This is a genomic window from Postechiella marina (assembly GCF_039538365.1).
Classification (GTDB): Bacteria; Bacteroidota; Bacteroidia; order Flavobacteriales; family Flavobacteriaceae; genus Postechiella; species Postechiella marina.
Genome location: NZ_BAABCA010000003.1, coordinates 490,890 through 515,942, shown reverse-complemented (window position 1 = coordinate 515,942; position 25,053 = coordinate 490,890). Strand labels below are relative to the sequence as shown.

Annotated in this window: 12 protein-coding genes; 7 read left to right on the top strand and 5 right to left on the bottom strand. The window is 34.1% G+C overall.

The window, feature by feature from the left end; translation table 11 throughout:
* Positions 1-15: 15 nt before the first annotated feature.
* From ABD715_RS08620 to ABD715_RS08605, 4 genes are all read right to left on the bottom strand, one after another.
* Positions 16-5,685 (bottom strand): GEVED domain-containing protein, encoded by a 5,670-nt coding sequence (locus ABD715_RS08620; RefSeq protein ID WP_344787760.1) that lies wholly within the window; start codon positions 5,683-5,685, stop codon positions 16-18.
* A 234-nt stretch (positions 5,686-5,919) separates the two neighbouring features.
* On the bottom strand, positions 5,920-8,271 hold the full coding sequence (pbpC, locus tag ABD715_RS08615) for a penicillin-binding protein 1C (protein WP_344787758.1): 2,352 nt from the start codon (positions 8,269-8,271) through the stop codon (positions 5,920-5,922).
* A 134-nt stretch (positions 8,272-8,405) separates the two neighbouring features.
* Positions 8,406-13,958 carry an alpha-2-macroglobulin family protein gene (locus ABD715_RS08610; RefSeq protein ID WP_344787756.1) on the bottom strand — a complete coding sequence of 1,851 codons (5,553 nt, stop codon included), beginning with the start codon at positions 13,956-13,958 and terminating at the stop codon, positions 8,406-8,408.
* Positions 13,959-14,088: 130 nt separating this feature from the next.
* Complete coding sequence (locus ABD715_RS08605) at positions 14,089-15,129, bottom strand: isoaspartyl peptidase/L-asparaginase family protein (protein ID WP_344787755.1); 1,041 nt, start codon at positions 15,127-15,129, stop codon at positions 14,089-14,091.
* Positions 15,130-15,251: 122 nt separating this feature from the next.
* Between ABD715_RS08605 and amaB the strand changes: the two genes are divergently transcribed.
* The 5 genes from amaB (at position 15,252) to ABD715_RS08580 (ending at position 21,230) form a co-directional block, all read left to right on the top strand.
* A complete protein-coding gene (amaB, locus tag ABD715_RS08600) occupies positions 15,252-16,805 on the top strand; it encodes an L-piperidine-6-carboxylate dehydrogenase (RefSeq protein WP_344787754.1) in 1,554 nt (517 codons plus the stop codon).
* A 138-nt stretch (positions 16,806-16,943) separates the two neighbouring features.
* Positions 16,944-17,879 carry an OmpA family protein gene (locus ABD715_RS08595; RefSeq protein ID WP_344787753.1) on the top strand — a complete coding sequence of 312 codons (936 nt, stop codon included), beginning with the start codon at positions 16,944-16,946 and terminating at the stop codon, positions 17,877-17,879.
* A 19-nt stretch (positions 17,880-17,898) separates the two neighbouring features.
* On the top strand, positions 17,899-18,447 hold the full coding sequence (locus tag ABD715_RS08590; protein WP_344787752.1) for a hypothetical protein: 549 nt from the start codon (positions 17,899-17,901) through the stop codon (positions 18,445-18,447).
* Between the two features lie 213 nt (positions 18,448-18,660).
* Positions 18,661-20,037 carry a DUF1800 domain-containing protein gene (locus tag ABD715_RS08585; RefSeq protein WP_344787751.1) on the top strand — a complete coding sequence of 459 codons (1,377 nt, stop codon included), beginning with the start codon at positions 18,661-18,663 and terminating at the stop codon, positions 20,035-20,037.
* Between the two features lie 2 nt (positions 20,038-20,039).
* Entirely contained in the window at positions 20,040-21,230 is a 1,191-nt protein-coding gene (locus tag ABD715_RS08580) for a DUF1501 domain-containing protein (protein WP_344787750.1), read from the top strand.
* 381 nt (positions 21,231-21,611) lie between these two features.
* Here the strand turns inward: ABD715_RS08580 and ABD715_RS08575 are convergent, their stop codons facing one another.
* Positions 21,612-22,745 carry an ATP-binding protein gene (locus tag ABD715_RS08575; protein WP_344787749.1) on the bottom strand — a complete coding sequence of 378 codons (1,134 nt, stop codon included), beginning with the start codon at positions 22,743-22,745 and terminating at the stop codon, positions 21,612-21,614.
* Between the two features lie 326 nt (positions 22,746-23,071).
* On the opposite strand from ABD715_RS08575, the gene ABD715_RS08570 reads away from it, so the two are divergent.
* Positions 23,072-24,073: an AAA family ATPase gene (locus ABD715_RS08570; RefSeq protein WP_344787900.1), complete on the top strand. Its 1,002-nt coding sequence runs from the start codon at positions 23,072-23,074 to the stop codon at positions 24,071-24,073.
* Between the two features lie 105 nt (positions 24,074-24,178).
* Positions 24,179-25,045, top strand: coding sequence for a DUF58 domain-containing protein (locus ABD715_RS08565; protein ID WP_344787748.1), 867 nt, complete (start codon positions 24,179-24,181; stop codon positions 25,043-25,045).
* Positions 25,046-25,053 lie beyond the last annotated feature (8 nt).

Genomic DNA, 25,053 nt, shown 5'->3' with positions numbered 1-25,053 from the left:
CGGGTTGGTTAGTGGTTAGTTAATTAAAGACTTTTTATTTATGGTTGAATTTAATGTTTTAATTTTAAAAATATAAGCCCCAGAATTTATGTTTGCTGGTGTGCTTATTTTACTTTTAGAAGAATTAATAGCTTTATTTAACAATTTTTGACCAAGCATATTAATAACTTCAATACTTTTTATATCATGATTTTTTTCGTTAGAAATCTCGATAGTTTTTAAAGTGTTGTTATAGTAAATTGCAATGTCGGTATTTAATTTAATATCTGTATTCGATAATTCGTTATTCTCAGAAAAAACAATTTCAAATCTATCATGCACTTCGTTAGAAGCTACACTTGTAATATATTTTGATGTTTTTAAATTATGATAAACATTGTTTAAATTATCTTTTAAATAGATTTCTGTTTCGTCTAAAATATTTTCTAACTCATCAATTTCAATCTCAATAAAACCACCTTCTTTTGTTTTTACGCCAAGCGGAAGAGTTTGCGTTTTATCAAAATTATTTACAGCCTGAATAATAAGTTGAGAGTCGTTAAGCATCCAATACATATCTTCGCTGTTTTCTTCATTTAATAAAGCTTCGTAACCTAAATCGTAGTTTTTTGTTGCTAAAGAATCTACACCAACAAGTAATTGGCGATGATAGCCCTTAGGTGAATTAAATTTTAATCTGATTTTTTCTCTTATATCTGTATTGGCTTTTGTAGAAGCTGTTTTAGTTTTTTTAGAATTCGATTTAAGAAAAAGTGAAGGGTCTGATGCTTCTGTTTTAAAAATACGCTGACTGTTTTTAATTACAATAGTACCTCCATCTATAGGTTGTGTCATGCTTGATGCATTAGGTAAAGAGGCATCTGCAATGGCAGATACGAAAAAGCCTTGTCCTACAGGTATGTACTGCCCTGGCGTTTTTGTTCCTGTTTGTCCAGAAGCAGTAATTCTTGTATCGGTAGAAATGGCAGGGGCTGCACCCATTAAGGTGTACGTTGCGTAGCCACCTTCGTACTCTCTTAAAATATGTGTGTCTTTTGCAAAATGATCCCAGAAATATAAAGCCCCATTAATAACGTTTCCTGTGGTATTTCGTCCACCATCAGTTGTGCTAATATTATCGTAAATAAACTCATTAGCATCCATTGCAGATGGGTAAGGGTTCCCTATTAAATAGTCGTTACCAGCAGCAATAGTTAGTGTTATATCTCCGTTATTAGGTTTTCCCTTAAAAACATAGTTTTGTTCGGGTGTTGCTGTGCCTGGCCCTTTCATACTAAAGCCTTCGCCTGTAAGCATGGTGCCTGTGCTTCTTATGTGTTGCCATTCAGAATAAGTATCTCCTAATCTATTGGCATACTTCCATATCCAATAATCTGCATTTGTAACAGGAGAATCGCTACCATTAAATCCCGAAGAAGAAAACAGAACATTAGAAATAACATTTGGTAATGTATAACTGTTATTATTTGTGCTATTGTTTGGTGTGCCAACAGGTGAAGACCAATAATTATATAAATAAGTGTTAGAGTTACCTTGCTGGTCTCTCTCTAAAGTACCATTACTAGTAGCTGTTAAAATACTTGTTTCTGTTTGTACTAATTGCGATTCGCCTTGTAAATCTATATCGCCATCAAGGTTAAGGTACCAAGTGTTTAAAAGCTCTGAATCTCCATTAACTTCTAAGTCTGCACTTGCGTCTATTAGTAACCCAGAAGTACCATGCCTATTAGCTGTTTCTATGCTGTGTTTTAAGTGCACGATAGACCAATCTTTATTATTTGCTTCGTCGTCAATATCCCAAACATCTCCATGTTTCCAGTTATTTTTATTACTCCAATGGCCACTACCTCCAGCTATGGTTTCGTAAGGTAAAGGCGCCGTTTGAAAATAAATATTTTTAATATTGTATAGTTTTGCTCCAGATGCGTTGTTGCCTGTAATATCATCTGTATATGTGTCCATTTTATAGTATCTAGAAAGAGTTCCAGCTAAGGTGGTAGAAATATCTAAAGGAATAACTGCACCACGTTGTGCGGTTATTAATTCTTGATATACCATTCTTTCCAGCTCCGTTTTGGTTAAGGCTTTGGTAAAGACTCTAACCTCGTCTAGTTCGCCTTCAAAATAGTCGCTATCTGTATCTGGTGTTCTGCCAAGAGTAAAGTTAGAGGTGTCTGCTGGCAATGCACCAGATACCGTTGTTGTACCATCTTCTTCTCCGTTTATGTATAAGGTAAAATTGCCTGTTGTGCCATTGTAAATAGCTGCAACATGTACCCAAATACCAGTAGCTATTGCTGCAGACGATGTTAGGGTGTTGCCATTTGCGCTTGCGCTTGCATTACCACTTGCAGTTATATAAAGTTGTATTTCGTCTTGACCAGCAATAACACGTTTGCCAGAAGATCCGGGTTCTACTTTTACCCAAGACATAAGGGTTGCGTTTGTCCATCCATTTATTACAGGAGGTTCTTCTACATAATCATTTCTACCATCAAAAAATAAGGTATACGAATCGTTTAATGCTCTTGGAGAACCGTAAATAGTATTGTCGGTATCAAAAATATCTAAAATACCATCATTATCAGTATCTATAGTATCATCTAAAACACCATCATTATCAGCATCTAAATGCGCATAAATTTCTGTGGTATCTATGTCACTACCGTTGGCAAAATTATTAGGGTTGTCGCCACTATCAACATCTCTAAAGTTAGGTATGCCATCTCCATCGTCGTCAAGCGGTGTTGGATAGGCGTTGTTTGTTCCATGGTCATTATCATCTGCATCTAAATCGTTGCCATCAGCAGGACTTAAAATACCATCGCCATCAAAACCATCGTCTGGAATAGCAATGCCATTACTGTCGTATAATTGGCGATCTAATCCATCACCATTCCCATCGCCATTTATATCAATATCTCCTCTATTGTCGTATTCTACAGCGTCAAAAATACCGTCGTTATCAGAGTCTAGGTCTAAATAATCGGTAACACCATCACCATCTGTATCATATTTTGGGTCTGTTAAGTCTATTGGTACTCCTACAGATGATGTAAATCCAACGTCTCCAGGATTGTTTCCTGCAGCATCTTGATGGTCGTATAAATCTAAAAGCCCATTGTTATTAATATCTACCCAAGTATTGGCGCCAGTATCGTTATTAACTGTAGCGTCTTTATCTGTGTCTGGTAATTGTAATTCTACGACGTTAGGTATACCGTCGTTATCATTATCTAAATCTATGGCATCTTCAACGCCATCGCCATCTAAATCACAAAGTGTTTGTTGAACAAAAATATCATCTATAGCTAAATCGTTTCCAAGACCTCCAGGACTTTGGTTAATTAGTCTAACGGTAAATTGAGTGTATTGTGTGTTAAAGGTTGCGCTTACATCTACCCAATCTCCAGTTACGTAATCTGTTGTTGGAGCAATAAGTCCAGTTGAAGAAGAGGTTATTACGGTGCCAGTTGGGTCTAGTATTTCTATTAAAACCGATGGTCTTTCTCGTGTTGCAATTCCAGGAGCATTAGCTCTATCTAAATTTATTGCAGAAAATCCATATGTAATATCTACCCCTGCACTTACACCTACAATAGTTTTTTCGTAAAATATACCAGGGTCGTAATCGGCGTTAAACATTGCCATTCTCCCATTAGTATCATTGGGTGTATGGTCTAGACCAGGATACCAAAGCCCATCTGCCCAGCTAGCAACTTCCCCGTTAGGTGTTTGGTTTGTGCCATCGTTGTTTGTGGCTTTATAGTATACAACATATTCTCCATCATTTAAATCTGGAGAACTATTACACGAACCAGAACCGTCTTCCCAACAGTATGTCACTCCGTCAATTGTACCTCTGTTTGTGCCAGTTTCAAAATCTTCGAATAAAAATACAACATCTGTTGTATTTGCTATTGGGTTTGATACACAAGATACTTGCTCGTATTGATCGGGTAAACCATCATTATCATCATCTAAGTCTACATTATCGGGTATGCCATCTCCATCAGTGTCAGGAAAAGTTTGTTCTCCATAGCCTTCTATTGTAAAAGTATAAGGGTTTTCGTCTGGGTCGTTGTTCGCAATACTAACTGTAGCTATTCTTTGTCCTATTATAGGTGCAGTAGGACTAAATTCAATAGAGAAAAATGTAAACTCTCCCGAGGCTAAAGTTGTAGAGGTTGGTTGTGAGGATATTGAAAAATCTGAACTACCAGTTAGAGTAACAGGCGAACCACCAATTAATATTAAGTCTGTACCTCCATTATTAGTTATTCTATATGTTTTTTGGGATGGAATGGTACTATAAATATCGTAAACTCCAAAGTCTGTATTGTTATTTACATATGTGGTTGTAGATCCATCTGTAATATTGTTACCATTACCCTTAATATCTATTTCTGCAGGGCTTGTAGGGTTAATAGATAAATTAAGTTTATAGTCTTCAAATTCTTCTGCTTGTCCAGAGGTTGTTCCGCAGGATTCTCCCGATGAGTAATACCTTCTTACTCCAATACGCATTACTGTAAAACCTAGTGAAGCTGAAAAAGGAACTGTAAAGTTTTGAGAAGCAAAAGGAGAATAAGCTTCTGTGCCTTGTGTGTCATAAATTTTTTCACCTGGATCGTTAAAATTTCCATTTTGATTAAAATCTATGTAAGCAGCCCAACCAGCAGTATTGGTGTCTCCTCCTGTTGAGACTGTTACATTATACGAGCTACCTAAGTATAAATCTGCTGCGGTACCGTCTGTATAATTGGCATAGCCACCATCGTCTCCAGAGGTGTTATTTATAGATGTAGATTCTCCAACAAGACTAACATTAGTAATATATCTATCGCCTTTTGAATTACTAGTTGGTTTACATGCAGCCCAGTTAACTATAACATTTACAGTAGCTGTTGCACAGTGGTTTAATGCATCGCAAATAGAGTATGTAAAGCTATCTGTACCAAAAAAATTGGCGTTAGGTACATATTCAAAAACGCCATCAGAAACTTCTGTAACAGTACCGTTAGATGCTGTAGTGTTTAAAGAGAAATTATCAGAATCACCTCCATCTGTACCAATGTTATCATTTAAACTAACATCAATTTGGTTGTTAGCTCCTGTATTACTGTTTTGTGTAACCAAAAGATCATCATCTGCAGGAACAGGGTTTACTGGTGGTAAAATATTGATAGTATAATCTTCTATTTCGCCATAATTATTTGTATTGGTGTCTACTGCACAAGGATCAGGAGTATACCAGTTAACCATACTTACTCGCATTCTAGTGGCGCCTGTAATAGCATTACCTGGAACAGAAAAACTTGTGCTTTGCGGAGACACTGTAGAGGTGCCAAAAGACCATACCTCTTCGTTAGCATCATAAAAATCGCCATCGCCATTATAATCTATCCAAATGCCATAACCAGCAGCTCTCCAAGAATCTACTCTAGCACTTGAAATAGTTATTGTATATGTGTTTCCAATGGTTAAATCTGTTGATATTGATGTGTAATCAGAATAACTAGAAGCTCCATATGTAGTTGTATTATTTAAAGTACCCACATTAACATTCGATATATAATGTTGAGAAGGGTTATGGAAAGATGATGAGCAATATTGCGCATTAGCCATATTAAAAAATAAACCAAATGCAAAGCAAATAATAAGTAGGTTAAATTTAAGTTTCATTTTAAAATTTTGTTAGGGCAAACTAAATTTTATTAGGCCTTATTACTAAGACCCGAAATCTTACAAAAAGTCACGTTCTTTGAGAGGGGTTCATGTGGTTCTATTCTGTCTTTTAATTTGTTTTTTAGGTTGCTAATATACTCTTTTTTTTCATATAACATCGTCATAATGCGTATTTTATCGATAATTGGTTAATTTTTTTAAAAAAATATAGGATGAAGTGTCGTGTAGGAATTATTCTGATATATTAATAGTCTGTTTTTTTTGGTTTCCAAACTCATCAACAACCGTAATAATGTGCTTGCCTTTTTTAGGAGAAATGGCTAATTCGTGTATATTTTTTGTGCTGCCAACAAAGGTTTTATTTACATACCAATGTACAGTGCTTTCTGGTTTAGAATGGGCGATTTTTAAAATAAGTTGGTTGGTTTTGCCATCAAAATCTTTTGGTAAAAAAATAGTATTGCCTTGTTTTGGGTAAATAAAAGCTATAGAAGTTTGATTTGTACCTAGGCAATCTGTTCTAAATTTTGGTAAAGTTTTGTAAAATGGGTTTTTAGTTTTGTAATAGTGCTCCATTAAAGGTGGCAAAACAAACCACGATTTATGTGTTATATTGTTTAAATTTTCGCAAGAGGTATTAACTTGAAAGGTTTCTGTTTTGTCTAAATGAATTAATTTGTGATACGGACAAGGTTTTGTTTTTAAACCGCTTATTTGGATGTGTTGTGGTGTAACTTGGTCGCAGTTTGTAGAAGCACGATAGCCACTTTTGTTACAAATAGAAACCTCTTGCATCTCGTCAAAAGGTTTTGCAAACCAATTGCTGTTGGGTAAAATATCGAAAACATCAAATAAAATAGGAGCTGCAGTTTGTACACCAACTAAACCTGGTCTGCCTTCGCCATCGGCATTGCCAACCCAAACACCAACTACATAGTCTTTTGTGGTGCCAATAGCCCAAGCATCGCGAAAACCAAAACTGGTACCGGTTTTCCATGCTATTTGTTTAGAATCGTCAAAAAACTCCCAACTTTCGTCGCCTTCAGGCCGATTTACTTTCTTTAGGCTTTCGTAAGTTAAGTATATAGATGCTGCGTCAAAGAGAGTTTTGTCGGTTGTATTTTTTCCAAAATGTTTGACATCCGAAGCTAAAAAAGTGGGTTCGCAAAACTCGTTAGATAGATAGGTGCTCGAATTATTAGAAAAATGATTTAATGTAGACGACATGGCTGCGTAGTTTTTACATAAATCCCATAAATTACTTTCTGCACCACCAAGAATTAAAGATAACCCATAATGGTTGGCATTATATTTTAAGTCTTTAAGTTTTAAGGCTTTTAAATAATGATGAAACCTATCCAGTCCAAAACTTTGAAGCATTTTAACTGCAGGAATGTTTAAAGAGCGCGATAATGCCTTGCTTGCAGGCACAGCGCCATCAAAGGTTTTATTGTAATTTTCGGGGGTGTAACTTCCAAATTGTGTAGGTACATCGGCAACTAGTGTGTTTGGTAATAAGTCGCCTGCATCTAGCATGGCAGCGTATAAAAAAGGTTTTAAAATGCTGCCTGTACTTCTAGGTTTATCAATAATATCTACATCTTTTTGGTGAGCTTTATCTGTTGGTGCATTGCCTACATAGGTTAAAACTTGTCTTGTTTTTACGTCTAAAATTAAAACAGCACTGTTGTAAATTTCGTTTTCACTTAATAAATTATAATGGTTTTTAACTATGGTGTTTGTTTTAGCTTGTAAATTGTAATCTATTGTTGTTTTTATGCGTTTACCATAGTGCAATTTTGCAATTTTTTGCAATAAATGTGGAGCCTTTTGTGGTAATGCATATGGTTTTTGTGGTAAGCTTTCGGCAATAGAAAGTTGATAGGTTAGCGTGTCTAAAATAGATTTGTCGAGTAGTTTTTTTAGTAAACGGTTACGTTTTTTAAGTAATAATTCTTGGTTTTTGCCAGGGTAAATTAAGCTTGGTGCATTTGGTAAAACAGCAAGTGTTGCATTTTCTGCCCAAGATAAATTGTTGGCGTTTTGGTTAAAATAGCGCCATGCAGCAGCGTCTAGCCCAACAACATTACCGCCAAAAGGAGCATTACTACTGTAGTATGCTAAAATTTTATTTTTAGATACTTTAAATTCTAAACGTGTGGCAAGAATAATTTCTATTATTTTTTCGAAATATGTTCTAGAATTTCCTTTTCTAGACAGTCTAATAACTTGTTGGGTAATGGTGCTGCCTCCTCGTTTTATTTTACCAGATTTGGTGTTTTCTCTTAATGCTTTAAAAATAGAAATGGGATTAAAACCAGGGTGATTATAAAAATATTCGTCTTCAAATTGTATAATACAGGTTTTAAATTTTTCTGGAACACTATCATTTTGCGGGAAACGCCATTGGCCATCTTTAGCAATTTGTGCACCTAATAAGGTGTTGTTAGAGCTGTTAATTACTGTTGCTGTAGGGTCTTTAAAAAGCGGATTTGGTAAGCAGAAGTAATAGGCTACACATATTATAAAAACCAATACCGATTTTATTTTATGATGTTTTATGTAGTTGATTATTTTTTTCACTTAAAAGCACGCTCTTTTAAAAGATTGTCATTATAATAATTTGAGGTAGAAACTTTTTTGTGTTGCATATGCGTAACAACACAAAAAAGCATCAGTGGTTTCTTGTTATTTAATGTAATAATGGTTTTAAATCTTTATTTAACAATAGTTACCCATTTTCCTTTTGTTCTAACTAAATAGTCGTTGTCATACATGGCCTCTGCTTGAATACCAGGTAAATAATACGAGCCTAAATACGAGGCGTTTAACATTATATTAAAAGTTTTAGTACTGTGTTTTCCTTTTTTTGGTAAATCGAAATAAAAATTAACACGGTCGTCTCTAATATCTGTAAAACGGGCTTGGCTTGTTGTGGAGCTTCCAAAATCTGTAAAGCGCGTGTTTACAATTTCCCAACCAGAAGGGAAAGCCTGTGTTAAAGCAATGTTGTTTACAGATTCGTTTTTAAGGTTGCTTACTAAAACGGTAGCTACAAAATCTTGACCTTGTTTTAATTCGGATACATTTATAGCATTGCCCTTTAAATCTTTATAAGTGTAGCTTATGCTTAAACCGCGTTGTTCTGCTAATTCTTGACCTAGCGGGAGTTTTCCTGAGTTTAAAACGCGTACATAAACTACATTGTCGTTTTGGTTTGTTACAGTTATAGTGTTATCGCCATCGTTAATTTTTAGCTCTCGTTGGGCTATAGCATTTTTTGTAGTAATAGTTTCTCTAGTTCCATTTATGTCAAACTTAAGTTTTAAAGCTTTTCCGCCATTGGCGTTAACCATTTTTGCCATAGCTAATAAGCTATATGCAGTGGTTTGTGTGCTCATCCAGCGGTTGCTCGATAAATCTTTAGCAATATATTGTGCTATTTCGCGCGTTTTTTTGCTTTTAATTAGTACCATGGTTTCTAGGGCCATAGCTCTGTTTCTGTCTACAGATCCATAGGTGTAATAATTATATTTATTTGGTTTAAACTCTATATTTGCTGTTTGTAAAATAGAGTTACTAGCTTCGGTTTGGCCAGCTAGAGCATAAGCAGCTGCTAAACGCCACTTTGCTTCGTTAGATAATTCTGAAAACTCTCGTAACCTATTCATGCTCGATAAATCTGGTTTGCCTGCAAGGGCTAAGGTGTAGAGCCTGTAGGCTTGCGCTAAGTCAGAATTATATTTTCTATAGCTTGGTCTCCAGTCTCTAGCTGCCTGCTTTTGGTAGGCTATCCAATTATTTTTAAAGGTTAACGGGAGTACAAAGCCTTTCTTTTCTGCTTCAATTAAAAAATGACCAGCATAGCTTGTGCCCCAATCGTCTGCTTGGTTTTCTCCCATCCAATAGCTCATACCGCCATGAGGTCTTTGAAAGTGACCTAAGCGTTTTATACCATTTTCAATATTATTTTGAATTTCTTGCTTTTTGTTTGCGGTTAAATCGAAAATATCATTTAAAAATAACTGCGGAAAAATACTAGATGTGGTTTGCTCTAAGCAGCCGTGCGGATACTGAATTAAATATTGCATCCTTCTAGAAAAACTCATTGGAGGTAAGGTTGAGAACTCTACCGTAGCACTATTAGACCCAGTAACTCCAAACGTTGAAAAGACAATGTTTTCTGATGCTTTAGCTTCTAAAGATTTGTCTATAGGTTTCGAGGTTATAGGGTTTGGATTTATAACATCAAGCTCTACTTTGTAGGTCGATTTTTCTCCATTACCTGTGGCAATTACTTCAACTGTATTTATGCCTTTTGCTTTGCTTACATCTAGTTTAAAGTAGGTCATTTGTTCGTCTGGCTTTGTAAAATTTAAAGCTTTTGTAGTTTCTCCAACTATCGATATGCCATTACTAAGTTTTAAACGAATGTTTACATTTTTTACTTTAGGCTCCATAGCAAAAACGGTTACTGGTAATGTTACTTTTTCTCCTGGGCTTAATTTTCGTGGAAGCGATGCGAGTACCATTAATGGTTTTTTTACTTGAACCGATTTGTCTGTGCTACCATAAGCTTCGGTTGTGTTATTTCCAGCAACAACCATTGTACGTACAGAGCCAATGTAATTAGGTATTTTTATACTATGTGTTTTTTTCTCGCCAGCTTTTAAGTTAAAAGGGCCTAAATAAGTAACCACAGGTTTAAAGCGATTGGCTTTTTTGTTTTTTCCTGCTGCAGCATTACCATCTCCACCAATAGCAAATACTTGATCTGCACTACCAGAATAGGCGCCAATTACATCGTCAAAAATATCCCAAGTTTTTACACCTAAAGCTTCGCGAGCATAAAAAGAATGCCAAGCGTTTGGGGTTTTAAATCGTGTTAAATCTAATAAACCTTCTTCTACCACAGCAATGCTGTAAGTCATGGCTTTTTTGTTTTTTTCTGAAATTTTTAGGTCAAACTTTTGTTCTGGACGCAAAACGTTTGGCATATTTAGTTCGGGTTCTAATTTTGTATTTGGATCTTCTACCATAACAGGGATTACACCATATAACCTAATTGGTAAATCGTTGGATGTTATGGCATGTGGTTGTAAAAGTGAAATGTTTACAAATACGTTTGGAGCCATATCTTTAGCAATAGGAATATCTACAGTAGTTTCTCCTTTTTTAGTTTTTACCCATTTGTAATTTAAAACTTCGGTGCCATTTTCTACACTAACTAGCGCTCGACCTTCGCTACCAGATTGAAAAGTTATTTTTGCTGTTTCTCCAACATTATAGGTTTCTTTATCGGCAGAAAATACGAGCATTTTTGCTGCGTCTTTGTTACCCGACGTTGCGTTTTGCCACCAGTTTTTGTAAAAATAAGCTGTTCTTCCTGTAGCATGACCACTAACAGGATCTTCAATACGAATTAAATAGCGTCCGCGTTCGTTATTTGGTATTTTTATGTTAAAGCTTCCTTTGCCATTAGCATCGGTATTAATAGTTGTGTCTAAATAGGGTCTGTGATATTTGTTAGACACATAGCTCGATAGGTTTTCGTATGATGAGTTCCACCACCAACGCCATTCTACTTTGTATATTTTAACTTTTAAATTTTTACGTTTTATAGGGTTTCCTTTGGTGTTAACTACCACAACATTAAAGGTTTGGTTTTCGTCTGTATGGTAAGATCCGTAAGCATTGCCTTTAGGCGAATTTAAGCCAACAAAAGACGTGTATGGCGCATATTGTTTAGTAAAGGCATCCATAGAGAAATCGCCTCCGTTTTCGAAAGCACGTACTAAAAACTGAACGTTTAACATGCCTGGAGCATTGTTTTTTACAGATAGCTTTTTGTTTATTTGTGCTAAACCTTCTTCGTTTACTTTGCCATCGAAAACATGTATTTCTTCAACTTCAAATTTTCTAGTAGGGTCGTTAAAGGTGTAGTTTTTATAGTTCTTAAAGGCTGTGTGAGCGCTGCTAAATTTTGCTTTAATTTCTGTTTTGAGGTTTTTTCCAGGAGCGCCATGTAGCCACTTAACATTTAATGTTCCTTTAAGGGGTTGGTTATTAGTAAGTATTTCGTTATTAAAATCTACCTTTATTTTTAATCGGTTAGGCTTAACGGTTTCAATTTTTAAGCCTTTGTAAAATGTAGCTCCTCCAACCGATACTTTGGCGCTGTAATTCCCCGTTTTATTTTCGGTTGCTGTTGGTACTGTGAATTTAAAAAAGTTGTTAACGTTATTGGTTGTTACTTTTTTGTAAACCAATTTACCGTTAGGGTTTGTTACTTCCAACTTAACAGGGTGTTGTTTTGGTAGTTTATTTGCTTTATCGTTTAGTATAAAGGTTAAGTGTAACGAGTCGCCAGGTCTCCATACACCACGCTCTCCGTAAATATAACCTTTAAGTCCGCGTTGTAAATGGTTTCCAGATACATCAAATTTACTTAACGATAACGAGTTTCCGTCGCTTAGTTTTATATAGCTGGTATTGTTGTTTTTGGTAACAATGGCGAACGATGCATGCTTTTCTGCATCAATAATAGCTAAGCCCTCTTCGTCTGTTTTTGCACTTTCTAAAGCTTGAGTTTGAAAATTGTAAAGTGTAATAGTAGCGTTGGCTTCTGGGTTTGTATTTAAAATATTAGTAACAGCAAAGTAGTACGAGTTGTTAGAACCTTGTTTTGCAATGACACCTAAATTTGATGCTATTAAGTTTTGCGAAACTTCTTTGTTTTTATTGTAATACGCATCGTGGCAAGGGTTGTTTTCTTCGCGCCAATTGTAAGTATAGGTTTTATAGCGGTATGTTAAGTTGTTCCAGTAGGCTTCTTCTAGTAGCTCTTTATTTTCGTTATCTATACTGGCATTATCTTCTTGGTAGTAATCGTTTTCGTTAGTTGTGCTTGCTGTAGTTGTATTGCTAGCTTCGCAATTGTATAAAGAATAGCTTTTGTTAAAACTAACTTCTACTCTGTATATAGCACCAGGGTCTGCTTTAAAAAACGTAGACAAATCTACGCTGTAAGCTTTCCATTTTCCTGTGTTTTCTGTTGCAGAAACTAGCGGAATAGTTTGTTTTGCTATGCGTCTTCCTACTCTTTTAATTTGATGATCGTTATTACTGTTTAAATTATTGTCTTGTAAAAACTGAAGTATATTGTCTTCAAATATTTTAATTATTCTAACATCTACAGCTTTTAAATTAACAGCTTCAAAATTAAATTTTAATTCTTGCGAGTTAGGTAGAATAGTACCATTACTAATTAAGCGTACTTGTGGTTTTAAAGATTGGAATGCAATAGTTTCAGAAAACGGTTTTTTTAGTTTAAAACCATCGGTGTTTTTTATGCCTTGAAATACGCTTACCTCAATATTGCCAACCAATTTATTATTTGGGTATACTTTTAAAACATTACCGTTAACTATAAATTTTGGGTTTTTTGATTTTTGAATAGTTACCAATCCGTCAAAGTTTTGTTGCTTTTTTATAGGATCGGAAAAATTTATAGATACGTATTGTTCTGGCGATTGTACAACTTCGGTTTTTGTAATGGTGAAGTTGTTTATACCCGGAATAACAATATTGTTTTCTCCATTGTTTTCTGCATCAATGGCCTTGCCATTCCATGCTATAAGTATAGAGCTGTCGTCAATTAGCCTATTAATACTATCTATTTTAAACTCGAAGTATTTGCTTTTTGTATTGGCTTGATTAAAAACGATATTTAATTTTTTTTCGTTTTGAGATGCCTTAACAAGTTGTTTTGCATTTTCGAGAGTAATAATATCCGAAGATTTAATAGTACCCTCTATATATTGCCATTTTTTACTGTAAGATTGTAAATTATTGGTAACAATATTAAAGTTTGGTTTTATGGTTTTAAATTGAAAGGTGTATTTACCAAAATCTTTAGGCGTGTTTTTATAAATTTTATCAAGAGCTACTGTTACTGCGTACTCGGTATCTGGTTCTAGGGTTTCGTCTGGAGTAAAAAGCAATGTATGGTTATTTCCAACTTTTAATTTACCTTCTATATAAGGTTTTATACTTATAAAATTACTGGTTATTTCTTGGCCCACTTCCCACCCTTCAACTGTTTTAGATAGATTTATTTGTATAGGGCTTGTTACAGATACTAATCCAGATGTTGTATAGCTTATATAATCTTTAAACTTAAAAATATTATTGGTGTTTACTTCTTTCTTTTTACAGGATATAACTGCTGAAATAAGTAAAACGAAGGTGATAATCTTTTTTAAAGTCATGATTTAATGCGATTTGATTGAAAATGAACGAGTATAGGCAATACAACAAGTGTACGTTGATTCTTGTTAATAAAGGTACGTGTAAATTTTTAGGTTTAGATTTTAAGGTTTTGTTAAATAGTTCTTAAAGTTAATTTTTAAACATGCCTATGTATAGCTCGCCTTTATGGTTCATGGTAGCTCTAAACATGCCTTGGGTATTAAACTCCATAGCAAAATTACCATTTTTATCTACAGCAATAATACCACCATTGCCACCTAAATCTTTTAATTTTTTATGGATTACTAAACGCGAAGCTTCTTTTAAGCTTAAACCTTTGTATGCCATGAGTGTAGAGATATCGTGAGCAACCATGCCTCTAATAAAAAACTCGCCCCAACCAGTACAAGAAATGGCGCAGGTGTTATTATTGGCATAAGTGCCTGCTCCAATAATAGGAGAGTCGCCTATGCGTCCCCAACGTTTGTTAGTCATTCCCCCAGTAGATGTTCCAGAGGCTAAATTGCCATACTTGTCTAATGCAGCGCAGCCAACAGTACCAAATTTAGAATCTTGTAAATCTGTATTAAAAAAGGATGCCATTTTATTTTTTTCTGATGCTTTAACCCGCTCTAAAGATTTTAATGCCTTTTCTGTAGAAAAATATTTAGGATCTACGAGGTTTAAACCTTGTTCTTTAGCAAAAGTTTCTGCGCCTTTGCCAGAAAGCATAACATGAGGCGATTTTTCCATAATTGCTCGAGCTAAATTAATAGGGTTTTTAACTGTTTTTGTGCCAGCAGAAGCACCTGCGTTTAAAGTTTTTCCATCCATTATCGAGGCATCATGTTCATTGTGTCCTTCGTGAGTAAAAACAGCACCTTTTCCAGCATTAAAGAGTGGAGAATCTTCTAAAATAGTTATTGTTTTTTGTACTGCGTCTAAACTTGTACCTCCATTTTTTAAAATGTCATGTCCTACTTTAATAGCTTCTTCTAGTTTTTGTTGATATTCAATTTCTTTTTCTTTAGATAAGTTATCTGGTCTTATGCTACCTGCGCCACCATGAATGATTATAGAGAATGTAGCCTTAATAGGCTGGTTTGTTGTGCTTTTAAGAGAAGTTTTTTGTTCGCTTTTACAAGTGTAAACTAAAATTAGAGTAAGTAAAAGTAAGGCGGTTTTTTTCATGGTAGTATAAGTTAATGAGTAAGCTAAGTTAACTATTTAATTACATGTTTATTTTAATAAAAACGACTTATTAATTAGTATATTCGCAATAAATAATGATATAACTAACAAATCGATAATTTATGAATACAATAGCAACTGAATTTGGTATAGATGTAGCACTAGAAGTTTTAGGTGTTAAACATACAAATGAAGGAACATCTACAGGAACAAATCGTTTTTCTAGCGGTTCGATTATTGAAAGTTATTCGCCAGTAGATGGACAGTTAATTGGAAAAGTAAAAACAACAACAGAAGCAGATTACAAAAAAGTAATAGATGCTGCAACTAGTGCGTTTAAAACATGGCGTACTATACCTGCACCACAGCGTGGAGAAATTGTGCGCCAATTTGGAGATAAATTAAGAGAGAAAAAGGAAGCGTTAGGCAAATTAGTGTCTTACGAAATGGGTAAAAGCTATCAAGAAGGTTTAGGAGAAGTACAAGAAATGATTGATATCTGCGATTTTGCTGTAGGTTTATCTCGCCAACTTCACGGACTTACCATGCATTCTGAAAGGCCAGGGCACCGTATGTACGAGCAATACCATGCATTGGGTGTAGTTGGTATTATTTCTGCCTTTAATTTTCCTGTAGCAGTTTGGGCGTGGAACACAGCTTTGGCATGGATTTGTGGCGATGTTTGTATTTGGAAACCTAGCGAAAAAACACCTCTTTGTGGTGTGGCTTGCCAAAACATAGCAGCCCAAGTTTTTGCAGAAAATAATTTACCAGAAGGGATATCATGTTTAATAAATGGCGATTATAAGGTAGGTGAGTTTATAACGAAGGATACGCGTATTCCTTTAGTTTCTGCAACAGGTTCTACCAGAATGGGTAAAATTGTAGCTAAAGAAGTTGCAGGGCGTTTAGGTAAATCGTTATTAGAATTAGGTGGAAACAATGCAATAATTGTAACACCAGATGCCGATATAAAAATGACTATTATTGGAGCTGTTTTTGGAGCTGTTGGTACAGCTGGACAACGTTGTACCTCTACAAGGCGTTTAATTATACACGAGTCTGTTTACGATAAAGTTAAAACAGCTGTTGTTGATGCTTATAAGCAATTGCGAATAGGAAATCCGTTAGATGAAAATAATCATGTGGGGCCTTTAATAGACATTGATGCTGTAAAAATGTATAGTGATGCTTTATCTAGAGTTGTGGAAGAAGGTGGAAATGTAGTTGTAGAAGGTGCTGTTTTAAAAGGTAAAGGTTACGAGAGTGGGTGTTATGTAAAGCCTGCTATTGCAGAGGCACAATCTCATTTTAAAATTGTACAACACGAAACTTTTGCTCCTGTTTTATACTTGTTAAAATATTCGGGTGGTGTTGAAAACGCTATTAATATTCAAAATGAAGTAGCACAAGGCTTAAGTTCTGCGATTATGACTAATAATTTAAGAGAAGCAGAGCGTTTCTTGTCTGTTCAAGGGTCAGACTGTGGCATTGCTAATGTAAATATAGGAACTTCTGGCGCCGAAATTGGAGGTGCTTTTGGGGGAGAAAAAGATACAGGAGGCGGTAGAGAATCTGGTTCGGATGCTTGGAAAGTTTACATGCGTCGTCAAACCAATACTATAAATTATACTACAGAGTTACCTCTGGCACAGGGTATAAAATTCAATTTGTAAAGCATAAAAAAATAATAGTTTTTAAAGTCATGTTCTTTCTAGAATGTGACTTTTTTGGTTTTTATGTTTCTTAATAAGTGAGCTTAAAGTAGCACACTGTAGCTACTTGTGTAACTAACTGTATAAAACTAACTTAAAATGAGTAAAAAAACAGCTTATCTTTTAGGTATTCTACTCACTATTATTCTTGGTACTATTTTGTATTACTTTTTATGTTGTAGCATTTGTTGTGGCAAAGAAAATTGTAAAAACAAAACGGTTGAGACTAAACAGGTAGATGCGCCTAAAATTAAAGACGCGACTAGAAATGCTTTTGCAATTACAGATGCAGATGGCAATTTTAGTATAAAACAAAATGACAATTTTAATTTTAAAACGTCGAATTTTTCAATTTTAAACCCTGTTGCAGACCAAGTAGAAAAAGGAGTTTTAGAACTTAAAGAATATCTTTTATCAAACCCTTTAAAAACAGTTGATGTTGTAGGATTTTATAAAAGTGATGAGAAAAACAATTCGGCATATCCAAATCTTGGATTGGCTAGAGCAAACGAGGTTAAAAATTATTTAGTATTACATGGCGTGCCATCAAAACAAATTGATACACGAGGTAAGTTAAACGATGCCATAAACCCAGATGTAAATAATACTTTGTTTGGTCCAGTAGCTTTTGGTATGTTAACCATAGACGCGTCGGACACATCGTCTATAGATGCGTTAAAAACAGCTTGCGATGCTATAAGAGCAAACCCTTTAGTGTTACACTTTCAAACAGGGCAAGCATCTATTAATCTTACACCGTCGCAACGTCAAAAAATAGCAGATATTTCGCATTGTGTGGATAAATTAGGTGTAAAAATTCAAGTAGTTGGCCATACAGATAATACTGGTAATGCAGATAAAAACATTATTCTGGGCAAGCAACGTGCAGATTTTGCAAAAGACTATTTAATTAAAAATGGCATTTTGGAAGCTAATATAGAAGCGCTTTCTAAAGGACAGGCTATTCCTATTGCAGATAACGCAACCCAAGCTGGTAGAGCAGAAAACAGAAGAACAGAAATTACAATTAACTAAAACTTAAAAATATAAAATTATGAATTGGTGTATATTAATCCCTTTATTAGTTGGTGCTATTTGTGCTATTTTAGGCTACTTATTGGGTAAGCTTTCTGGAGGAAATGATGAAGAGTGTCAAGGAGAAGTAGCTACTTTAAAAGCCGAATTGGATGCTTGTAAAGGGCGTGAATTAGCATTAACCACGTCAATGTCTACCTTAGAGTCCGATTTAAAGTCTGTAAAGGATTCTTTAGCAACATCTTTTTCTGCTGCATCTGTAGCTTTGGTGTCTTTTGATGCTGCTGCTGCAAAAGCTATTTTTGGAAAAAAAGTAAAAGAAAACGATTTAACTCTTGTAGAGGGTATTGGTCCAAAAATTCAAGAATTGTTTCATAATCATGGCGTTAATACCTGGAAGGCATTATCAGAATGTACGGTAGAGAAATGTCAAACCATTTTAAATTCTGGCGGAGATCGTTTTAAAATACATAAACCAGGCACGTGGCCAAAACAAGCAGAACTAGCTTATCAAGGTAAGTGGGAAGCGCTTTTAAAATGGCAAGACGAGCTAGATGGTGGTAAATAGAACTTAATTAATAGCTTGTTCTAAATAGTTAAAAACCGTTTCATTTTTTTTTGAAACGGTTTTTTGTTTTTTAATGTACTATAGCTGTGTTTTAAATATCAATTTTTAGTTTTAACAAAACTTGTGTAGCTTCAAAAAGCGTTAATATTAAACCTTTTTTGTAATTTGGAGTCAAAGTAAATACTAAGGTTCATTTATTTTAATATTTTTCAGATGAAAAGCAATCATATTCAACATTTATATTGGCGGGTAGGTTTTGGTATTTTACCAACAAAATTAAAAAACTTATCTAAAAAGAAGAAAGCAGAGGTTGTAAATAGTTTATTAAAGGCTTCAGATTCTGTCACTCCTTTAACTGTTGATACTGCAGATATTCAAGCGTTGTTAAGTGGGTCTTTAGAAACTATAAAGGCTAATAGAATGAAAGTTCAGAAATTAAGCCGAGAAAAAACAAAGCAACTTAATGTTGCTTGGATAAATAGGTTGTCTAACACAGACGAAATATTACGTGAAAAAATGACCTTGTTCTGGGCTAATCATTTTGTGTGTAAAGACAATAATTTTTTATACGCTCAAAACTTTCATAACACCTTGCGCAAACATGCTTTAGGTAATTTTAAAGATTTTGTAAATGCTATTTCTAAAGAGGCAGCCATGACAAAATATTTAAACACCAAGCAAAACAGAAAACAAAAGCCAAACGAAAATTTTGCTCGCGAACTTATGGAGTTGTTTACACTTGGAGTTGGTAATTACACAGAAACCGATATAAAAGAAAGTGCAAAGGCTTTTACGGGGTACAGCCATAATTTACAAGGAGAATTTGTTTTACGCCAACGTCAGCACGACAATACTAATAAAACCTTTTTTGGTAAAACGGGTAATTTTTCGGGCGAAGATATTATCGATATTATTTTAGAAGAAAAACAGTGTGCTAAATATATTTGCGAAAAAATATACAGCTATTTTGTAAACGAAAATTTAGATCAGTCGCATATAAGCCAAATGGTAAACACGTTTTATCCAGATTATAATATTAAAAAACTAATGCGTTTTGTGTTAATGTCTAATTGGTTTTACGACGATAAAAATATAGGAACAAAAATAAAATCGCCAATAGAGTTTATAGTAGGCATAAAAACCATTGTGCCATTTCAATTTAAAACAAATAAAAGGTTGTTGTACCTTCAAAAACTACTGGGGCAAGTGCTTTTAGATCCGCCAAATGTAGCAGGTTGGAAAGGTGGTCGCAATTGGATAGATAGCAATACCATAGTGCTTAGGTTAAAATTACCGTCTTTATTATTAAACAACGCTTACATATCTAAAGCAAAAGAAGGGCAAGAGCATAATGTCCAGGCGCAAAAAGCGATGTTTAAAAAACGATTTGGTAAGTTTTATCAAACCAATGCCAATTGGGAGTTTTTCAATAAAAATTTTAAAAGTGTAGAGGTAGAAAGTTTGGTAGCACATATAATTTCTTGCCCATTAAACCCAGAAGCAGCAACGTATTTAAATACATTGGCCAAGGTTTCTAAGCAAGAATATTGTATACAACTCATGTCTTTACCAGAATATCAAATGTGTTAATTATGGACAGAAGAAAATTTTTAAAAAATTCAAGTTTGGCAAGTAGCCTGTTTTTTGTTCCTAGCTTTGTAAAAGCGTTCGAGCAAGTAGCTAGCGAAAGCTTTGGTTATAAACGTTTAGTAATTATTCAGCTTTCTGGTGGTAACGATGGTTTAAACACGATAATACCTTACAGAAACGACTTGTATTACAAAGAGCGACCAACATTAGGTATACTTAAAAAAGACGTTATAAAAATTAACGACGAGGTTGGTTTGCATCCTAGTTTAACACCTTTAAAAAGTTTATACGACCAAGGTAATTTAACCGTAATTAATAATGTAGGCTACCCAAACCCAAATAGATCGCATTTTAGATCTACCGATATTTGGCACACCGCTACCGACTCTAATAAATATTCGCAAAGCGGATGGATTGGGCGTTATTTAGATAATTATGCAAAACAACCTTACAGTGCTATCGAGATAGACGAAAGTTTATCGTTGGCCATGAAAGGCGAAACCATGAACGCCATTGCAACCCAAGACCCAAAAGCATTTTATAACCTATCTAAAGACCCTTATTTTAAAGGCATACGCAGTAATCAAAATAACGCACATTTAAGCGAGCATAATTTAGGATATTTGTATAAAACCATGATAGCTGCCGAGTCTTCAGCCAAATACATTTATCAAACCAGTAAAACGTTTACATCAAAAAAAGAATACCCAAATAATAAGTTTGGTAATCAATTAAAAACTACAGCAAGTTTTATTAATTCTGGGCTAGATACCAAAGTGTTTTACGGATCTTTAAGTGGTTTCGATACCCATGTAAACCAACTAAATACACAAAAGCGATTGTTAAATATTTATGCGAAAAGTATAGAGGCTTTTGTGCAAGATTTAAAAGATAATGGCACTTTTAACGACACTTTAATTTTAACATTTTCAGAATTTGGACGTCGTGTAAAGCAAAACGCAAATGTAGGTACAGACCATGGTACAGCAAATAATGTGTTTATTATTGGTAATCAACTACAAAAACAAGGCTTGTATAACAACATGAGTAGTTTAAGCGATTTGGATGGTAATGGCGATTTAAAATTCGAAATAGATTTTAGAGCCATTTATGCCACTGTATTAAATAAGTGGTTACAGGTAGACGATAAAAAAGTGCTTAGCAAATCCTTTAAACAATTAAGCTTTATCTAGTTTTTTTGGCGTTACCACAAGGGTCGGGCTTTCCGCTATATCTTTTTAAAACAGTATTGTTAGCAAAGCGAGGTTGTTTTATGCTGTTAAGCTTAGTACTAAAATTTAAGTATTATCTATTTTAGGTTTTAAAAAGGATGTCGCATCAATCCCTAACGCGTTTATTAGCTAGTCTGTTTTATAGTTAAACGGTAAAATTTTTACTCCTTATAAGGTGGTAAAAAAATATAAAAAAAAACCTTGTTTCAGCAACATTTATAAAAATGTAAGAAACAAGGTTATGTGTAAAATGATTAATAGCGAGGCAAAAATAATCATTTTTTGTATACAAAATCTCTCCTAAGGTTAATTTAAGGTTAAATTTATTAACATTTGTTAATATTAACTGTATTTTACTTTGCGTAAAATACGAATAGACTCTTTGTAAAGGTTGTATGTTTTTCTGCTGTAAGCTTTTATATATGGCTTAGCTTCGTTTAACTTGTTTTTAGCATCGTGAAATAAATTTAAATAACAAATTAAATACGTTGCAGGTAAGTTTTGTAAATCGAATTCTTCACTTTTTGTAAGCGTTATATTTTTTTTTAATTTCTCTAAAAGCGCATTATTTGTATTGTATATATGATGCAGTGTTTTTTTATCAAATTGCGGAGGTTCAAATAAAAGTTTAGAGTCTATGGAGTAGCTAGCATTATCTTCAAAACGAATAGTGGTTTTTTCTAATGGGTAATATTTAAATTTATTTTGAAGCCCTAGGTTTACATATTCTATAATAGAGAAACTATCGTCGTTATAAGTTATAGAAACCTCGTCTAGAGCAGAGAAAAAAAGTCGAACTTGTTCGTTAATTAACTCAATATCCACTCTAGAAAAAAAGGTTTCTGTTTTTACAACCTTCTTTTTACCAGACCAACACATTACAAAATACTCCTTAAAAACTTTGTATTTAGGATTAAAATCTACACGGTTATTCATAAAATCGAAAACACCATTTAAAGTGTGTTCTATGTTATTTTGAGCATGGTTTTCTATAGACTCAACAATTTTAGAATTTGTATCTGTAATTTCTATGTCAAAAACTTTAGGCATGCTTATGCTACCGTCTCTAAAAAAAACCGATCCGCCATAATATTTCCAAATGTTTTTTCTAAGCGATGTAATACTATCTATAGGCCTAATAGTAACTAAACCAACCACTTTGTGGTCTGGTAAATGTGGAAAGGGAATATTTTCGTATTGTACAATTGGCGGGTTAGTAAGGTAAGCGTTAATAAGGTTTTGTATTTTGCTATCGTCAAAAAAATCTACGCCAACAATATTATTGTCTTCATCTTCCACACCAATAACAATGTACGAGTTGTTTTTAGGGTTGCTGTTAGAAAGTGCGCAAATATGCTTTAAAAACTTAGCTTTTCCTTCTTTTTGGCTAATATCAATTTTACGTTTTTTATCATAAAAACTGTTCTCATCGTTATGAGCTAGTAAGTGTTTTATAAGTAAACGTTTGTTAATCATAATCGTTATTCCTGCATGGCAGTAAATCAATTAGTTTATACGCTAATTCTTGTATAAAAATACTTAAAACAAGTTTAATAAAACACAGTTCGTGTCAAATTATAGTTAATCATTCATTTACTTTATTTTTTTTCGTCTTTTAAGCTTAAATACCAATCTGTACGTTTTTTGTGATAATCTTATCAAAATTATTAGTTAAATGCCTAATTCATTGATAAAATGCCTGTTTTTTTTAACCAATTGTTAACACCGTTTAATTAAAAATTTTAACAAATTGCAATGCTCAAATAAGAACAGTATATTCGGGCTTTTAAAAATATAATATGATGGAAGAGACAGGTACAATTGATATTAAGACAATTAACGAAAAGATCGAAAAAGAAAGTGCTTTTGTTGATTTGCTTACCTTAGAGATGAACAAAGTTATCGTGGGGCAAAAACACATGGTAGAGCGTTTGCTTATAGGTTTGTTAGGGCAAGGACATATTTTATTAGAAGGTGTGCCAGGTTTAGCAAAAACACTAGCAATTAATACCTTAGCGAAAGCTGTTGATGGTAGTTTTAGTAGAATACAATTTACTCCAGATTTATTACCAGCAGATGTTACAGGTACTTTAATCTATAACATGAAGCTTAACGATTTTTCGATAAAAAAAGGACCAATATTTGCCAATTTTGTTTTAGCAGATGAGATAAATAGAGCACCTGCAAAAGTGCAATCGGCTTTATTAGAGGCTATGCAAGAAAAGCAAATAACTATAGGCGACGAGACTTTTAAGCTAGACAAGCCTTTTTTAGTAATGGCAACCATGAACCCTGTAGAGCAAGAAGGTACATACCCGTTACCAGAAGCTCAGGTAGACCGTTTTATGTTAAAAACTGTTATAGATTACCCAAAAATATCTGAAGAACAAATGATTATGAGGGCTAATTTAAAAGGTTCTTGGGAGAAAGTAAACCCTGTAGTTTCTGTGTCTCAAATTTTAAGAGCGCAAGAAGTTGTTAGAGAGGTTTATATGGACGAAAAAATAGAGAAGTATATTTTAGATATTATTTTTGCAACACGTTACCCAGAAAAATATAAACTAGCAGATTTAAAGCCGCTTATTTCTTTTGGAGCATCGCCTCGTGGTAGTATTAACTTAGCTACAGCAGCAAAATGTTTTGCTTTTATTAAACGTAGAGGTTATGTAATACCAGAAGATGTACGTGCAGTTGTTCACGATGTGTTAAGACATAGAATAGGTATTACTTACGAAGCAGAAGCAGAGAATGTAACATCAGAAGATATTATTAATAAAATTGTAAACGAAATAGAAGTACCATAGAGAGTTGGCAGTAAATTAGAATTTGATACGTAGTTGTATACTCGAATTTTAATTTTTATTTTTTTTGACTGTTAACTAAAGATTTGCACACTGCATACTTAAAAAATGGATACTAAAGAATTACTAAAAAAAGTACGTAAAATAGAGATTAAGACACGTCGTTTGTCTGATCATATTTTTGGAGGCGAATATCATTCTACCTTTAAAGGTCGTGGTATGACATTTAGCGAAGTGCGCCAATATCAATTTGGAGACGATGTACGTAGTATCGATTGGAATGTTACCGCACGTTACAGCGAACCTTACGTAAAAGTTTTTGAAGAAGAACGCGAACTTACCATGATGCTTATGGTAGATGTTTCGGGTTCTGAGTTGTTTGGAACAAACCAGCAATTTAAAAACGAAGTGGTAACAGAAATAGCAGCAACTTTAGCTTTTTCGGCCACACAAAATAACGATAAGATAGGATTGATTTTATTTTCTGACACTGTAGAGCTGTTTATTCCGCCTAAAAAAGGACGTTCTCACGTTTTAAGAATTATTCGAGAACTTATTGAGTTCGAACCAAAAAGTAAGCAAACTAATTTAGCCGAAGCTTTAAAGTTTTTAAGAAATGTTATGAAAAAGAAGGCTATTGTTTTTGTGCTTTCAGATTTTATAGCAGACGATTACGAACATACCATGAAAATTGCTGCTAATAAGCACGATGTTACTGGTATTAGAATTTATGATGAGCGCGAAGAAGCTATTCCTAATTTAGGTATGGTACAAATGCAAGACGAAGAAACTGGCGAATTAATGCTTGTAAATACATCGTCTAAAAAAGTAAGACAGAATTACAGTGAATTCTATCAAGAAAAAGTAAAATATTACAAAGAAAGTTTTTCAAGGTCTGGAGCAGGAGCTATAGATTGTCGCGTAGACGAAAGCTACGTTAAAAAGCTTTTAGGATATTTTAAAAGGAGAGGTTAAATAAAGTT

Excerpts from the sequence above, each read along its gene's own strand:
- ABD715_RS08620 (WP_344787760.1), bottom strand. The coding sequence starts at position 5,685 with ATGAAACTTAAATTTAACCTACTTATTATTTGCTTTGCATTTGGTTTA.
- ABD715_RS08610 (WP_344787756.1), bottom strand. The coding sequence starts at position 13,958 with ATGACTTTAAAAAAGATTATCACCTTCGTTTTACTTATTTCAGCAGTT.
- ABD715_RS08575 (WP_344787749.1), bottom strand. The coding sequence starts at position 22,745 with ATGATTAACAAACGTTTACTTATAAAACACTTACTAGCTCATAACGAT.
- ABD715_RS08595 (WP_344787753.1), top strand. The coding sequence starts at position 16,944 with ATGAGTAAAAAAACAGCTTATCTTTTAGGTATTCTACTCACTATTATT.
- ABD715_RS08585 (WP_344787751.1), top strand. The coding sequence starts at position 18,661 with ATGAAAAGCAATCATATTCAACATTTATATTGGCGGGTAGGTTTTGGT.
- ABD715_RS08590 (WP_344787752.1), top strand. The coding sequence starts at position 17,899 with ATGAATTGGTGTATATTAATCCCTTTATTAGTTGGTGCTATTTGTGCT.
- ABD715_RS08565 (WP_344787748.1), top strand. The coding sequence starts at position 24,179 with ATGGATACTAAAGAATTACTAAAAAAAGTACGTAAAATAGAGATTAAG.
- amaB (WP_344787754.1), top strand. The coding sequence starts at position 15,252 with ATGAATACAATAGCAACTGAATTTGGTATAGATGTAGCACTAGAAGTT.
- ABD715_RS08605 (WP_344787755.1), bottom strand. The coding sequence starts at position 15,129 with ATGAAAAAAACCGCCTTACTTTTACTTACTCTAATTTTAGTTTACACT.
- ABD715_RS08570 (WP_344787900.1), top strand. The coding sequence starts at position 23,072 with ATGGAAGAGACAGGTACAATTGATATTAAGACAATTAACGAAAAGATC.
- ABD715_RS08580 (WP_344787750.1), top strand. The coding sequence starts at position 20,040 with ATGGACAGAAGAAAATTTTTAAAAAATTCAAGTTTGGCAAGTAGCCTG.